Origin of the sequence: Sphingobacterium chuzhouense (genome assembly GCF_014692525.1) — a bacterium.
Classification (GTDB): Bacteria; Bacteroidota; Bacteroidia; order Sphingobacteriales; family Sphingobacteriaceae; genus Sphingobacterium; species Sphingobacterium chuzhouense.
In genome coordinates this window covers 532,991-548,634 of the sequence record NZ_JACNYL010000003.1, presented here as the reverse complement: position 1 = coordinate 548,634, position 15,644 = coordinate 532,991, and the positions used below count along the sequence as shown (strand labels likewise).

Here is a 15,644-nt window from a genome sequence, read left to right as displayed (position 1 = left end):
AAAATTTAACGTAAATTTATCGTAGACTAACTTTATTAGGGAAGTATGATGTCTGATGACAAGGAAAAAAAACGTTTTGGGATTAAAGATATTGCCAAACTTGCCAATGTTTCTATCGGAACGGTAGATCGTGTACTTAACAATAGAAAGGACGTCTCCGAAGCAACCCGGAAAAAGGTTAAGGATATCATAAAAGAATACAATTATCAGCCTAATCTTTACGCGAGATCACTATCCGTTAAAAATAATATTAAGATTTCCGTTATTATACCTAAGACATCTTTACAGACAGGTTATTGGCAATTGTGTTTAGATGGTATTAGCAAAGGTATACAGGAGCTGGAACCCTTTGGTATACAGACCGAGGTGTTTCTTTATGATCAAGAGGATGTTCACACTTTTTTAGAAGTTTCGGAAAAAACGATAAAGTCTCACTTTAATGCTGTCGTCATAGCGCCGATATTCATTGAAGAAACGGAAGCTTTTGTGAAAAAATGCCATCGGAAAAAACTGCAGACGATATATATAAATTCCGATATTCCAACTAAATCAACATTAGGTTATATTGGCCCGGATTTGAACAGTACGGGAAGACTGGCGGGAAACCTGACTTCTTATTTAGTGGGAACGAATGCCAAGATACTTATTTTGAACATTGCGAAAGGCTTGGAAAACTATAAGTATTTAGATACAAAAATTGAGGGCTACAGAACGTATCTTAATAATCTGAATAAAAATTTTAGAATAGAAGTTGTCGATATTCCCTATAATGAATATACAGAGGTAGAAAAGGAGTTGTGGACCAGTATTAGAAAGTCTACTCCTGATGTATTATTTGTTACGAATTCCAGGGTTTCTGTTGTAGGACGTTTTTTTCATGATCATCAGGAGATAAAGAAACCCTATATTATAGGATTTGACTTTTTGGAAGCCAACGTAGACTATCTCTCAAAGGGGATTGTAGATTTCTTAATCTGTCAGCGTCCGGATAAACAGGGATATTTTGCGTTAAACTACCTGTATAGATTCTTTTTGCTAAAGGAGAATGTCACGAATTTTAAACCCATGCCAATTGATATTATTACCATTGAAAATTATATGTTTTACGAAAATTGAAAAAAATATTTGTTTTTTTAATGTTTATATTCTACCTTGGATCATATTATAAGCAATAAATTAGTTGATATTATACAAAGACTAACGTGATGAAAAGAATTTCCATAGAAAATTTACAGTTACTTTTTTAACTAATAAGGCATGTTGCCTTTTTTTAGCATAGTTTTCGGTAACGTTAACGAGAAAATATCTAAATAACTATAAATTGTATAAAATAGAACATCAAATTAAAATACAGCGGAGTTAAAATTATAAGACTAATTATGGTGACAAAGAACAACTCTTTTTTATTTTATCCTAGGGGTAGAATGCAAAAACGGGGACGACTATATCCTTTGGTCAGGATATGCGGGATAGGAATAACTGCATTCTTTATAGGAAGCGGTTATGCAGCAGCTTACTCATCTGAGCTGGATGAAGGAATGATGCTAAATACCAGCCCGTATAATCAAAGTGAGATAAAAGGTTCCGTACGTAATGCAAATGGGGAGCCTATTGTAGGAGCAACGGTGACCCTTGTTAGGACACAATCAAGTGTCTCTACAGACGAAAACGGAGTTTTCAACCTGTCGGCGTCGGGATTGAGTTCTTCCGATGTTTTAGTCATATCTTATATCGGGTACGTAACTCAAAAAATGAGTGTTGGCAATAAAACGTCCTTCGATATAGTTTTGGAAGGACAGGACTCGACGTTGGAAGAGGTAGTGGTTGTTGGCTATGGTACACAGAAACGTGCTCATATGACAGCAGCTGTTGACGTGGTTTCAGGCGACGCGTTGGCTAACCGTCCGTCTGCGAACGTGGCTGACCTTATTAAAGGGGCATCACCGAATATGAATATTAATATGGGCATGCGGGGCGGTGAGCCGGGAGCAGCAAGTGGTTGGAATATTCGAGGTGTAGGGTCATTAAATGGAGGTAGTGCCCCTCTTGTATTGGTAGATGGAGTAGAGGTAGATATCAACAGCGTAGATCCCGAAACGATAGAAAGCGTGTCTGTACTTAAAGATGCTTCGGCCTCGGCAGTATATGGCTCACGCGCTCCTTATGGTGTAATTCTTATCACGACAAAAAAAGGAAGCAAGACGGAAGGTGTGAAAGTTGATTATTCTAATAATCTCTCGCTATCCTCGCTTCTCCGTTTACCACATTTTATCGACTCGTATACCTGGGCAACCGCCTATAACCAGGCAAATGCCAATGCAGGACTTGCCCCTGTTTATTCTGATGAACAGATGGAAAGAATAAAAGGTTATATTGATGGTACTTTTCCTTATGAATACGATCCGGAGAATCCGATTGACAATATCTGGGCCGGTAGACGTAATGGGAATGCGAACAATGACTGGCCACATATTTTGATGGGGAACAATGAACTTAGCCACAAGCATAGTTTAAACGTCTCGGGCGGATCAGAACGTACGCAATATTTTCTGTCTGCTGGTTATTCCAGACAGAACGGGACCTATGCGTTTGGCCGCGATCATTATCAACGATATAACCTTTTGTCTAATGTGTCGACGGAAGTGACGGATTGGTTACGGCTAAATTCCAGTTTGAAATGGGCATCATCCGATACCGATTATCCGATGGGAGAAACGACGGTGGGACGGGAGCACACGTTTCGTGAGATGTTGATGTTTGCCCCAATGATGCCACATTATAATATCAATGGTACGGTTCAAAGTCCATTGGTACGCTTATTACAAGATTCTGGACGGGACAGAAATAAGCGAGCAGATTTTTTAGCCAATATTGGAGCCGAAATCGAACCTATCAAGGGCTGGAGAACCACACTCAATTATAATTATAACATCCGGAATACAAAGGCAGAAGCTAATCCCAAACCGGTTATGGTAGAACTGGGAGATGGTTCGGTGGGTAATATTGGAAAACCGGAATCTACCTATATATCAAATTATTCAGAAAGAGTTTATAAACTGCTCAGTGCGGTGACATCTTATGAATCGCAAATAGACGATCATTTTTTTAATATTATGTTGGGTTTCGAGCAGGAAGAAGCATTGACAACGGGATTAACGGCTACAGGAACATCGCCGGTAGTGGACGATTATCCTTCCATTAGAACATCTTTGGGAGGTGTAATTGCAACAGATAATATGTCACACTGGGCAACCAGAGGTGCTTTTGGTCGATTGAATTATAATTATCAAGAAAAGTATCTAGTCGAAATAAGTGGGCGTTACAGTGGCTCTTCGCGGTTTCCAAAAGAAAACCGTTTCGGATTCTTTCCTTCGGCATCTGTGGGGTATACCATATCTAATGAACCGTTTTGGGAATCTGTACAGCCCTATATCAACTACCTTAAACTAAGAACGTCTTACGGCTCATTAGGCAACCAAAATATTGACCCGAGCGCCGCAGAGCCCTATTGGTTTTATGATAAGCTGAATGTATATCCCGAAGCACCCTGGATTATGGGAAACCTGCGACCGCCGTATGCCACTGCACCTGTTTTAGTGAGTGATAATATGACCTGGGAAACAATTAATACATTTAATGTAGGGATGGAAATGAATCTCCTTAACTCCCGTCTAGGAATTACCTTTGATTGGTATAATCGGAAGACGCTAGATATGTGGGGTGCTGCTTATGAATTGCCCTATGTGTTGGGCGCAACCACACCAATTACGAACAATGCGGATTTATCCACAAAGGGATTTGAGTTGGTTGTTAACTGGAATGACCAAATATCGCAAGATTTTAGCTATAACGTCAAACTGGCATTAGGAGATAGCAGAACAATGATAACGAGATACTGGAATCCTACAAATAGAATAGATGGTTGGTATGCTGGAAAAGAATATGGTGAAATCTGGGGATTTGAGACCGGTGGGATTATCCAAACGGCCGAAGAAGCGCAGGCTGTGTCGGAGATGCAACAGCGATACCATGCGAATTGGGAACCGGGGGATATCAAATACGTAAATCAGAACGATGATAATGTTATTGATGAAGGAAATCGCACATTGGATAGTCATGGTGATTTGAAAGTGATCGGGAATACCAGTCCGCGTTATAACATCGGTATCAACGCAGGTGCCAGCTGGAAAGGTATTGACTTCAATATGTTCTGGCAAGGTATTCTAAAACGGGAATTTTATCCGGAAACGACTTCACCGTTGTTCTGGGGTCTGACAAGTGCTTGGGCCGGTTCGGGTCTTTACAAGGATTCGCCAGCACTAGATTATTGGCGACCAGCGGATGAGCCCAACATCTTAGGACCAAATACAGGAGCTTACCTACCTAAACCTTATTTTACGGCAGAAACAAATAAGAATAGACAGGTGCAGACACGCTATTTACAGAATGCGGGATTTATACGCCTCAAAAATGTACAAGTCGGTTACACGCTGCCGTCTTCTGCGGTAGGGAACATATTTAGTAAAGCACGTGTTTATTTCTCAGGAGAGAATTTATTGACCTTTTCAAGTCTGCCGAAAGTGTTTGACCCGGAGACAGCGATTGCCTCGGATAGCCGGGAAGACGGATATCTCACTAACGGCGTGATATACCCAATGAGTAAGGTGTTTTCTTTTGGTCTTAATCTCACACTAAAATAATTGTGATTATGAAAAATTTAATAATAATAGGACTGATTCCCTTGTTTTTCTTAATGGCTTGCAATGACGACTTTTTAGATCGTCCTCCATTAGATCAAGTAGCATCTGATAGGTTTTTTGAAAAACCTAAAGATTTGGAAACGTATGTAAATCAATATTATAACACGACTTTTTTTCCTAAGTATGCTAACCATGGAAACGATTATGATAGTGATGACTTGGTAGGGCCTACCGTAAATACGCGTTTACAAGGTACAAGACCGGTCGTGACCACAGGGAGCATTGGGTTTGGAAACGTGCGGAGCGTCAATTATTTTATGACACATTATAAAAAAATTGAAGAATTTCACGAATTTGACAGTTATAAGCAATATGTAGGTGAAGCCTACTATTTTAAGGCGGTTACCTATTTTAATCTACTGAAAAGTTATGGCGATATCCAATGGTTGGATATAGATTTAGGTACATCTTCTCCTGAACTATACAATCCACGCACACCCAGACAGATTGTGGCAGATCGCATCATCAGTTGTCTAGATACAGCCGCCATGTATCTGACAGCAGACAAGACCAACGGATATGAGCGTATCAATAAATGGATTGCATTGCTGATGCAAAGCCGTGTGGCGTTGTATGAAGGTACATGGCAGAAATATCATAATGGTACACCATTTGGAGTCGAAAATGCGGATCCGAATAAATACCTTTCGAAAGCAGTAGAAGCTGCCGAGCAAATTATGGAGTCGGGGCTGTATGCAATATATAATAACAATAATCCAGATGAAGACTATAGAAATCTCTTTATCCAACGAGATTATTCAGCCAATAGTGAAGTCATGTTCTGGCGTAAATATGACAATAATCTCTCCCGGGGAGATGGGGCATTTACCAATGACAGGAACTTTAGGATGTCGCAACCACTTGGACGCTCTATTTCCAAAAGTGTTATCGACGATTATCTTTGTACCGATGGGCGGGCAATTACAGGAAACCCACTCTTTCAAGGATATACAACCATCGTACAGGAAATGGAAAACAGAGATCCTAGGTTTAGACAGACGGTCGCTTCTCCCGATCAAGTATGGAAAATACAGGCTAACGGAAACGTAGAAAATTGGTCTTCTGTATTTTCGAGGTTGAATGATAATGCTGACCTCAACGCTCCAACAGGTTACATGATCCAAAAAGGATATGATCCACAGGTCACCTATCATGTACAGCAATATGGAGAGGAACCATCTATTCTCTTTCGGTATGCGGAAGTATTGCTAAATTATATCGAAGCAAAAGCGGAATTGGGTGATATTACACAAGGCGATATCGATAAGACTGTTAAGCTCCTTCGTGATCGTGTGGGAATGCCGAAAATCAATATAGAATCAATCGCAACGGATCCCGATTGGGATTTTCCGGCGCTAACGCCTTTAATTAACGAAATCCGCAGGGAGCGCCGGATAGAGTTGATTGGAGAAGGTTTTAGATGGGATGATATAGCACGTTGGGCTGCAGCAGATGAATTGATCGTTGGAAAAAGGCCCAAAGGATTTAAAGCAAGCCAAATCACAAAGAATCCCTTTCATGAAGACGAAAATGGATTTATGGATCCTTATCAAAAAGCGATGCCGTCAGGGTACGGCTTTAAATTGAACAGGGATTACCTGGATCCTATTCCCGAAAGCCAGATTGTTTTAAATCCAGAAAACCTGACACAAAATCCAGGTTGGTGATAATAATATATGGAGGATCTCGAAAGGAAGCTATAATGTCTGGAAAAAGAAAGCTCGTGTTTTGGGTAATGGGGATATCGGCGTGGTTATGTATGATGTCATGCCAGTCATGTAATCGACATCCACATGATTATGTCACAGAAGTGCTCGACTATGTCAAACTTGATGATTCATTTTTGGAGGTAGCTACGGTAGCAGATAGTTTGCAGGTGCCGTGGGGAATGACATTTTTTGATAATAAAATTTTGTTTACGGAAATTATCGGAAATGTTAAACAACTAGATCTGTCGACCGGTCAAGTTTCTACACTCCTGCGTGTGCCGGATGTATTTACAAGGACAACTCCGGGTTTACTGGATATTGTCGTACAGAAAGATGTAAAAGATAATCCCTATGTTATTATTAACTATACGGCTAAAGAGAATGATCGTATCATTTCTAAATTGGTGCGATACACTTATCAAAAAGATACATTGATTAACCCGGTCGATCTGTTGACGGTCAGAGGTGCAAACGGACATAATGGCGCCAGACTAATGCTGGACAGCAAAAATATGCTATATTGGGCAACGGGTGATGTGGCAGATAATACAGAAGCGCAAGATTCAACTACATTGAATGGTAAGATTCTGAGGATGACGATAAACGGCGAAATTCCCCCCGATAATCCTATACCAAACAGCTTTGTGTATGCTTGGGGATTTCGTAATATGCAGGGGTTAACCATAGATGATCGAGGGAATATATTTACATCTGAACATGGTGACGCGATTGAAGACGAGATCAATCTGATCAAACCGTTGAACAATTATGGCTGGCCCGCTATAGAGGGTATGCACGATACACCTGATGAGATAGAAATAGCTAAGCACTCCTCACGAACAGAACCTATTTGGTCGTGGACACCTGTGGTAGCACCCGCCGGTTTAGCATATTACGGAGAAAGCGATATTCCGGAATGGGAGAACACACTCTTGCTCGTTACGCTCAAATCGCAATCATTAAGGGTACTGCATTTGGATGATAAAAATCAACAAGTGAAACGGGAGAAGGTGTATTTTTCTAAAAAATATGGAAGAATGCGAGCCGTGTTGGTGACACCTAATGGCGATATCTATTTGTCAACCAGCAATAGAGATTGGAACCCACAGCCGGGATTTCCGCTGCCGACCGACGATAGGATACTAAGACTAAGAAGAACTACGGAGACGCCGGATAATTATCTGAAGGAAGATGTCCTAGAAACCGAATCTAAAAAGCATAATGGAAAACAGCTTTACGCCAGCTTTTGTGCTTCATGTCATAAAGAAGATGGTCTTGGGGTTAAGGGTACTTTTCCCCCTCTGAAGAATGCTGCGAGGGTACAGGACAACGATGCTTTTATCGATATCTTGTTAAACGGTAGCAAAGGTAAGGATACGATAGATGGCGTCTTCTACGAACAGGGTATGGCCAGCTTCTCCTTTTTAAAGGATGAGGAATTGGCAGCTATTATCAATTATGTCAAGAAAGAGTTTGGTGACGGAGAGCAAATAAGTGGCGATAATGTTAAGAAAAAAAGAAAATAGATGAAGAGACTATTAAACATCTTAGGTCCCGGAATTATCACAGCCGCACTTGTGTTTGGCCCCAGCAAGATGACCATTACCTCAAAAATGGGGGCAGACTACGAATATTCACTGTTATGGATTGTCTTGGTGGCGCTGTTTTTTATGGGGATATATACAGCAATGTGTTCTCGCATAGGAGTGGTTCATGACAAATCTTTATTGACTTTGATAAAAGAACGCTTTGGCAAGGGCATCGGTGTCGCCATAGGTGTAGGTATATTTTTGGTGGCGACGTCTTTTCAAGCAGGCAATAGTATTGGTGTAGGTATTGCCATAGGTGAAGCAACCGGAACACCTATGTATGTCTGGATCATTGTCTTTACTGCAATAGCTATTGCTTTGTTGTTTTTTCCTTCTTTCTATAAAGTTATGGAGAAGTTGATGCTAGCACTGATATTAGTGATGTTGGCATGTTTTATTGCGACATTATTTCTGGCCGATATCCAGTTTAATAAATTATTTGCTGGATTTGTACCAACTATCCCAGATGGTTCTCTAGGACTGTTAATTGCATTTACCGCCTCTTGTTTTTCGCTTGTGGGGGCGTTTTATCAGACCTATTTAATTCAGGAACGTAGGAAACTAACACAAAACGCGGTGAATATTAAGGATTCAGAAAGAGGGGCGTTTACGGGCGTAGCGATTTTGGGGTTTATGAGCGCCGCGGTTATGATTTGTGCAGCGGCAGTACTATTCCCGAAAGGCATACATGTGGGTAGTGCTGCTGAAATGGGTAAAGCATTGGAACCATTATTTGGGAAACATGCTAGTTCACTGTTTTTTGTTGGGTTGTTTGGTGCGGCCTTCTCTTCATTGGTCGGTAATGCGACGGTAGGTGGAGCGTTACTAGGGGATGCGTTAGGATTTGGAAGCAGTTTAAATTCCAAAAAAGTGAAAATCTTAATTTCTGTCGTTATGATTTTGGGCTGCGTGGTCGCGATCTCTTTTGGGAGGTTACCACTGGAACTTATCGTATTGGCTCAAAGTGTGACCATATTTTTGGTGCCTTTTATCGGCGTGTCTATTTATTTGATTGCAAACAATAAATCAATTATGGGAGATAAAGCTAACAATCTCTTTTATAAGATAGCGGGGGCATTAGGCCTAATCGTCATCTGTATATTAATGGTTAGTAATGTTTATGATATGTTTTTAAAATAAAAATGGAGAATCAGGTTTTAGTAGAATTAGAGCACAAATTTACCCAACCGTCCGCAGTATTTCTCGAAGATCTTGCGCAGATTGATGGTGATTTTATATTTCTGGGTATTGGGGGGAAAATGGGGCCAAGCATGGCAAAATTGCTGTTGGACGGCTTGCACCAAATTGGTGTTTCCCGAAAGGTGTATGGTGTTTCACGCTTTTCAGATGATAGCAGCCGACAATATCTGGAAAATTTAGGTGTGGAAACCATCGTTTGTGACTTGTTGGATGAAGAAACCTTACAATCGCTTCCTTATGCAAAAAACGTTATCTATTTGGCGGGTTTTAAATTCGGTGCGACAGGAAAGGAAGATTTTACTTGGGCGATGAACACTTATTTGCCGGGTCGTATAGCGGAGAAGTATAAGGATTCGCGTATCGTCGCATTTTCGTCCGGTAACGTGTTACCTTTTGTCGACGTTCGATCGGGTGGCGTAGATGAATCAGTCCTTCCGGAACCGATAGGAGAATATGCCCAAAGTACATTAGGACGTGAACGGATTTTTACTTATTTCAGTAAGAAAAACGGTACGCCGATATTGTTGTATAGATTAAATTACGCTGTGGATTTCCGATATGGTGTGATTAGAGAAATTGCAAAACAGGTTTATCACCAACGACCTATTGATATACGTACAAATAATGTTAATGTAATCTGGCAAAGTGATGCCAATGAAATAGCTATCCGTAGCTTATTGCATGTCGAAAGCCCGGCGAAGGTGCTGAATGTAACGGGACCGGAGATATTGTCTATAAAATGGGTTGCCGAAAAGCTTGGGGAAATACTGGGAAAGAAACCCTTGTTTGTACACGAACCTGAACAGACAGCATTATTAAATAATGCGTCGGAATGCCATAGGATATTTGGTTACCCTAAAGTAGGTATATTGGATATTATTGCCATTACGGCACAATGGATATTGCAAGACGGTGGGGAGTTCGGGAAGGATACACATTTCCAGGAGAGGGGAGGGAAGTTTTAATGAAAAGATTAGATCGTGTATTAAAGTCTTTGCTCATGGAAGGTACAGTCATTCCTGCCCACCCGCTAGCGCTGGACGAGTTTCGTAATTTTGATGAGGAAAACCAAAAACTATTGACGCAATACTATATCCAAAGCGGTGTTGGAGGAATAGCTGTGGCGGTGCATTCGACGCAGTTCGAGATCCGCTTACCTAAATATAATCTCTTTGAGAAAGTTTTAGGGGTGACGGCTGATGTTATTGATAAGTGCAAACTGGATCGTCCATTTGTAAAAATCGCGGGAATATGTGGTCTCTCCGAACAAGCTGTTCGGGAAGCGCGGATTGCAGTGGATTACGGATATGATATGGGGCTGTTAAGCATGGGGGGGCTGCAGGGTTTGAGTGAAAAGCAAATACTCGAACGTACAGAGGAAGTTGCCAAGGTGATTCCCGTGTTTGGATTTTATTTACAGCCTTCGGTTGGCGGGCGGGTTTTTTCGTATGATTTCTGGTCTAAATTTGTGGAGATAGATAACGTAGAAGCCATAAAATGTGCTTCCTTTAACCGTTACCAGACCTTGGATGTAGTCCGCGCGATTGCCAATTCCTCCAGACGGGACCAAATTGCTTTATATACAGGTAATGATGATAATATTGTGCAGGACTTGTTGTCAATTTATCGATTTAATGTAAATGGCAAAGATATAGAAATAGAGTTCCGAGGAGGTTTGTTAGGACATTGGGCGGTATGGACCCATAAAGCCGTAGCATTATTGACTAAAGTCAAAGATTATAAGGATAATCCATCGTTTACTAAATGGAAGGAGTTACAGATATTGTCGAACCAAACGACTGATGCGAATGCAGCATTATTCGATACAGCGAACAATTTTCACGGATGTATACCAGGGATACACGAGGTGCTGAGACGTCAGAGATTGATGAAAGGTATCTGGTGCCTTAACCCAGATGAGGTATTGTCACCGGGACAATATGAAGAAATATCAAGAATATATGCAGCCTATCCGGAGTTAAATGATGATCAATTTGTGGCGGAGTTTTTGAATCAGAATTTGATGAAAATATAAAACTGGTTGTTTGCATGATTGAAAAAATAAAACAACTGGTCTCGGAGGTTAAGGACGAAGCCAGTTTTAATAGACAATATTTTCATAAGTTTCCTGAGTTATCATTTCAGGAATACAATACCTGTCGATATATAAAAGAATTACTGCAGACCTATGATATTTCTTTCGAAGAGGTAGCTGAAACAGGTGTTATCGCGAAGGTAGTAGGAAAAAAAGCGAATAGTGAGCAGACTGTAATCTTACGGGCGGATATAGATGCATTACCCATTACGGAAGAAAATGTAACAGATTATACATCTCAGCATATAGGCGTCATGCATGCTTGTGGTCATGATTTTCATACTGCAAACCTGTTGGCGGTACTCAAAATATTGAAAGTGCTGGAACATGACTTCACAGGAACAGTTATTGGGATATTTCAGCCGGCGGAGGAAAAAATACCCGGTGGTGCGGTTTCGGTTTTGGCTTCTCAAAAGCTGCCTATCCCACATCAAAGTATAAAAGGTGTGATCGGTCTTCATGTTTCGCCTGATTTGAAAGTTGGGAAAATTGGACTCAGATCAGGCAATTTCATGGCCTCAAGTGATGAAATTTATTTTACGATTAAAGGTAAGGGAGGGCACGGAGCCCAACCTCACTTAAATATTGACCCCGTAGTAATTACGGCACAATTGATATTGTCGCTACAGCAAATTGTATCCAGATTCGCCAACCCTTCTATTCCATCTGTACTTTCCTTTGGCAAAGTGATTGCAAGCGGGGCAACCAATGTGATTCCGGGTGAAGTATATGTTGAAGGGACTTTTCGGACGATGGACGAACATTGGCGTTCCCAAGCGCTTGAACTAATTGCAAAACATGTCAAAGAGCTACCAGGTATATACGGGGCTACTGTAGAATTAGAGATACGAAGAGGTTACCCGGTATTAATTAACGACCCCGAGCTGGCGGGTACCGTTTCCACTTATTTAAAAGAGTTTGTTGCACCTGATAACGTTGAATCCACAGGTATTTGGATGGCAGCGGAAGATTTTGCCTACTATTCACATCAATATCCCTCACTTTTTTATCTGGTTGGAATAGCGAATCCTGATAAAGAAATCGGTTCTGCATTACATACACCAACATTTCAGATTGATGAAGATGCGTTTGACTATGCGATAGGGGGAATGGTGTACACTACCTTGAAACTTTTTGAGAAAGCTCCATAAGGAATGGTTTACGAAAGGTCAAAACAACATGATATGCATTGTTTTTGTTACATAATGGTTACGTTACCGAAAAATACTATATTTACCTTATAAGTTATAGTATGGATAGAGAGAGAGATTTTGATATCATTGTGGTGGGATCCGGAATCAGTGGCGGTTGGGCGGTCAAAGAATTTACCGAAAGAGGATTTAAAACACTGTTGATCGAACGGGGCCGGATGGTCAAGCATATTCAGGATTATCCTACGGCATATACGGATACATGGGAGTTTGAACATCGGGGCCAGAGAACGCGGGATGATCTAACGCGGAACAAATGGATTAGCAGACACTACGCTTATTCAGAAGCTACCCGGCATTTTTACATCAACGACGAGGAACAGGAATACATTCAAGAAAAACCCTTTGATTGGGTTAGGGGCTACCAGGTGGGCGGTAAGTCGCTGCTATGGGCTCGGCAAACACAGCGGTGGAGTGATTTTGAATTTGAAGCACCTCGGAAGTACAGGTATGCGGTTGATTGGCCGATACGTTATCAGGATATGGCACCTTGGTATGCGCATGTAGAACGATTTGTCGGTATTGCAGGGACAAAAGATGGTATCCCCAATATGCCAGATAATGAAGTGGTCGGTGCTTTTGAAATGAATCAAGTGGAACAAGCCATTGCAAATAGTATTGCGCAGCGTTATTCGGACAGGAAAGCGATTATTGGACGCTGTGCAAACCTCGCGGGAATAAAAGAAGAGCAAATTGCACAGGGGCGAAGCAGATGTATGGCTCGTTCGTTATGTGAGCGGGGTTGTCCTTTTGGAGCATATTTTAGCTCGAATTCTTCTACCATACCTTATGCGGAGAAAACGGGAAACTTAACGATTATAACGGATACTATTGTAGAATCGGTTTTGTATGACGACAAAACGAAGAAAGCAATCGGTGTACAGACTATTGACACCAAAACAAAAGTTAAAAAAATCTTTAAATCACGTGTAGTTTTTCTAAATGCGTCGACCCTTAACTCTAATTTAATACTATTGAACTCGAAATCGGATCGGTTTCCGAATGGATTAGGGAATGATAACGGGCTGATGGGAAGATATATTACATTTCATAATTATCGGGGTCGTATTACGGCCGACTTTCCTGGGTATGAAAACTCGTATTATTACGGTAGGCGTCCTACCCAGGTTTTTATTCCTGCGTTCAAAAACATTCATCGGGTAGAGCAGACTTTTAAGGGGTCTTATCTTATCGCTTTTGCTGCTTATCGTGATTCGTGGGTTAGAGGAAGCATAACAGAAGGTTTAGGAGCTGATTTTAAGGATAATTTGCTCGAACCGGGCGATTGGAAAATCTCGATGATGATGCAAGGTGAAGTACTCCCATCGTTTGATAATCATGTACGGTTGAGTCCAGACAAGGTCGATAAATATGGCTTACCCCAATTAATTACTTCTGTGGATTATAGTACTAATGATATGATGATGATGGAAGATTTCTTTAAGGAAGGAACGGAAATGTTGGCCCAGGCAGGTGCAGAAAATATCCGTACATTAGATCAACACGAAGTATTCGGGAGGCAACCGGGATTAGAAGTGCATGAAGTAGGTGGTGTTCGAATGGGAAATGACCCAAATACATCACTGTTGAATAGATATAATCAACTACATCTTTGTGAGAATGTTTTTGTAACCGATGGTGCGTGTATGACCAGTATAGGAAACCAAAATCCGTCACTTACGTTTATGGCACTTACAGCCCGGGCGGCAAACCACGCTATGGATCTAATACAAGAGAAGAAGCTATGACACAAAATAGAACGAACCAAATATTATAGCTTATTTAAAAAAATATTTTGGATTAAAGAAAGTTTGGCTTATCTTCGGTAACGTACACAATTAACGCTTCCCAAATTATTAATAAAGTAAAGCGTTGTAAGATGATTTGAGAGTGCTACATATTCGTTATTTTTGTATTCTGTAAGGGGGGATGTAACGTTTTTATATGAAGAAAAATGAAAAGGAACTGGTCGGCGTAAAAGAAATTGCACGCCGGGCGAATGTCTCTATCGCGACGGTGGATAGGGTATTGCATAATCGTACGGGTGTTTCGGAAAAGACCAAACAAAAGATCAACGACATTATCAAAGAACTGGACTATAAGCCTAATATTTTAGCTAGGCGTTTAGCTTCATCTAAAACAATGCACCTTTACACACTGATACCGGAGGTTTCAGAAGAAACAGATTACTGGTCGGTACCCTTACAAGGTATTATACAGGCAGAAAATGAGATTATGCTTTACAATGTCAAAATCGAAAAACTGTTTTATGATATGAACGATAAGGACTCTTTCGTGAAGCAAACGGAAGTGATTCTTCAAGCAGAATCCGTTGATGGTGTGCTGTTAGCACCAGCGTTTATAGAGGAAGCAATTTCATTTACGGATGTTTGTCAAAAAAGAAAAATTCCTTTCGTGTTCATTAACTCCAATATTCCAAACCGTAAGAACCTCAGCTATTTTGGGCCTGACCTTTTTAATAGTGGCTATACGGCAGCTCATTTGGTAGACTACCTTGTTAGCGAGCCCGAACGAATATTACTTATGAATATCGCCAAGGATATTGACTCAGATTATCATATCTTAAGAAAAGAAGAAGGATTTAGCGAATATTTCACAACGAGAAATCCTAATAGGATACTGAAGCAGAATCTTTACGAAACAGATTATCCATCGGTGAAGAAAACGATGGCGGCTATTTTGAAAAATTATCCGGATATTAAACTCATTTTTGTAACAAACTCGCGTGTTTCTTTGGTGGCACAATATCTTCTCGAAAAGAAAAGGCAAGATATACTTTTAGTAGGGTATGATTTCCTAGATCGAAATATTGATTTTCTTAATAAAGGCGTGATTGATTTTTTAATCTGTGAAAAACCACAGGAACAGGCTTATCGAGGAGTAAAGGCATTATATCGTTATCTTATGTTTGAAGACAAACAAGAGAAGGAATATTTTATGCCTATTGATATTATCCATCGTGAGAACCAGAGATTCTATCGTAATTAGGTATATCATATATACCTTTTTTTTAATAAATAACGTGTACCTACACAATGATACTTTAAGGCTGTTTTTTA

The 15,644-nt window shown here is 40.5% G+C and carries 10 protein-coding genes; all 10 read left to right on the top strand.

Annotated features, from left to right (window positions below; all coding sequences use genetic code 11):
- Nucleotides 1–45 precede the first annotated feature (45 nt).
- The 10 genes from H8B21_RS14420 to H8B21_RS14375 all read left to right on the top strand — a co-directional run bounded on the left by H8B21_RS14420 (nucleotide 46) and on the right by H8B21_RS14375 (nucleotide 15,573).
- Nucleotides 46–1,116, top strand: coding sequence for a LacI family DNA-binding transcriptional regulator (locus H8B21_RS14420; protein ID WP_190314458.1), 1,071 nt, complete (start codon nucleotides 46–48; stop codon nucleotides 1,114–1,116).
- Nucleotides 1,117–1,424: 308 nt separating this feature from the next.
- A complete protein-coding gene (locus tag H8B21_RS14415) occupies nucleotides 1,425–4,700 on the top strand; it encodes a SusC/RagA family TonB-linked outer membrane protein (RefSeq protein ID WP_190314457.1) in 3,276 nt (1,091 codons plus the stop codon).
- An 8-nt stretch (nucleotides 4,701–4,708) separates the two neighbouring features.
- Nucleotides 4,709–6,427 (top strand): RagB/SusD family nutrient uptake outer membrane protein, encoded by a 1,719-nt coding sequence (locus tag H8B21_RS14410; protein ID WP_165293290.1) that lies wholly within the window; start codon nucleotides 4,709–4,711, stop codon nucleotides 6,425–6,427.
- Nucleotides 6,428–6,462: 35 nt separating this feature from the next.
- Complete coding sequence (locus tag H8B21_RS14405; RefSeq protein ID WP_223815047.1) at nucleotides 6,463–7,995, top strand: PQQ-dependent sugar dehydrogenase; 1,533 nt, start codon at nucleotides 6,463–6,465, stop codon at nucleotides 7,993–7,995.
- Nucleotides 7,996–9,198 (top strand): Nramp family divalent metal transporter, encoded by a 1,203-nt coding sequence (locus tag H8B21_RS14400; protein WP_190314456.1) that lies wholly within the window; start codon nucleotides 7,996–7,998, stop codon nucleotides 9,196–9,198.
- A 2-nt stretch (nucleotides 9,199–9,200) separates the two neighbouring features.
- Nucleotides 9,201–10,223 (top strand): NAD-dependent epimerase/dehydratase family protein, encoded by a 1,023-nt coding sequence (locus H8B21_RS14395; RefSeq protein ID WP_190314455.1) that lies wholly within the window; start codon nucleotides 9,201–9,203, stop codon nucleotides 10,221–10,223.
- A complete protein-coding gene (locus H8B21_RS14390; RefSeq protein ID WP_190314808.1) occupies nucleotides 10,223–11,293 on the top strand; it encodes a dihydrodipicolinate synthase family protein in 1,071 nt (356 codons plus the stop codon). The genes H8B21_RS14395 and H8B21_RS14390 overlap by 1 nt, the downstream gene beginning before the upstream one ends.
- A gap of 14 nt (nucleotides 11,294–11,307) precedes the next feature.
- Complete coding sequence (locus tag H8B21_RS14385; protein ID WP_190314454.1) at nucleotides 11,308–12,504, top strand: M20 metallopeptidase family protein; 1,197 nt, start codon at nucleotides 11,308–11,310, stop codon at nucleotides 12,502–12,504.
- 101 nt (nucleotides 12,505–12,605) lie between these two features.
- Entirely contained in the window at nucleotides 12,606–14,312 is a 1,707-nt protein-coding gene (locus H8B21_RS14380) for a GMC oxidoreductase (RefSeq protein WP_190314453.1), read from the top strand.
- A gap of 196 nt (nucleotides 14,313–14,508) precedes the next feature.
- Complete coding sequence (locus tag H8B21_RS14375; protein WP_190314452.1) at nucleotides 14,509–15,573, top strand: LacI family DNA-binding transcriptional regulator; 1,065 nt, start codon at nucleotides 14,509–14,511, stop codon at nucleotides 15,571–15,573.
- Nucleotides 15,574–15,644: the final 71 nt, after the last annotated feature.

Bases quoted from the DNA above. Each gene is read 5' to 3' on its own strand.
- H8B21_RS14420 (WP_190314458.1), top strand. From the start codon at position 46: ATGATGTCTGATGACAAGGAAAAAAAACGTTTTGGGATTAAAGATATT.
- H8B21_RS14415 (WP_190314457.1), top strand. From the start codon at position 1,425: ATGCAAAAACGGGGACGACTATATCCTTTGGTCAGGATATGCGGGATA.
- H8B21_RS14410 (WP_165293290.1), top strand. From the start codon at position 4,709: ATGAAAAATTTAATAATAATAGGACTGATTCCCTTGTTTTTCTTAATG.
- H8B21_RS14405 (WP_223815047.1), top strand. From the start codon at position 6,463: ATGTCTGGAAAAAGAAAGCTCGTGTTTTGGGTAATGGGGATATCGGCG.
- H8B21_RS14400 (WP_190314456.1), top strand. From the start codon at position 7,996: ATGAAGAGACTATTAAACATCTTAGGTCCCGGAATTATCACAGCCGCA.
- H8B21_RS14395 (WP_190314455.1), top strand. From the start codon at position 9,201: ATGGAGAATCAGGTTTTAGTAGAATTAGAGCACAAATTTACCCAACCG.
- H8B21_RS14390 (WP_190314808.1), top strand. From the start codon at position 10,223: ATGAAAAGATTAGATCGTGTATTAAAGTCTTTGCTCATGGAAGGTACA.
- H8B21_RS14385 (WP_190314454.1), top strand. From the start codon at position 11,308: ATGATTGAAAAAATAAAACAACTGGTCTCGGAGGTTAAGGACGAAGCC.
- H8B21_RS14380 (WP_190314453.1), top strand. From the start codon at position 12,606: ATGGATAGAGAGAGAGATTTTGATATCATTGTGGTGGGATCCGGAATC.
- H8B21_RS14375 (WP_190314452.1), top strand. From the start codon at position 14,509: ATGAAGAAAAATGAAAAGGAACTGGTCGGCGTAAAAGAAATTGCACGC.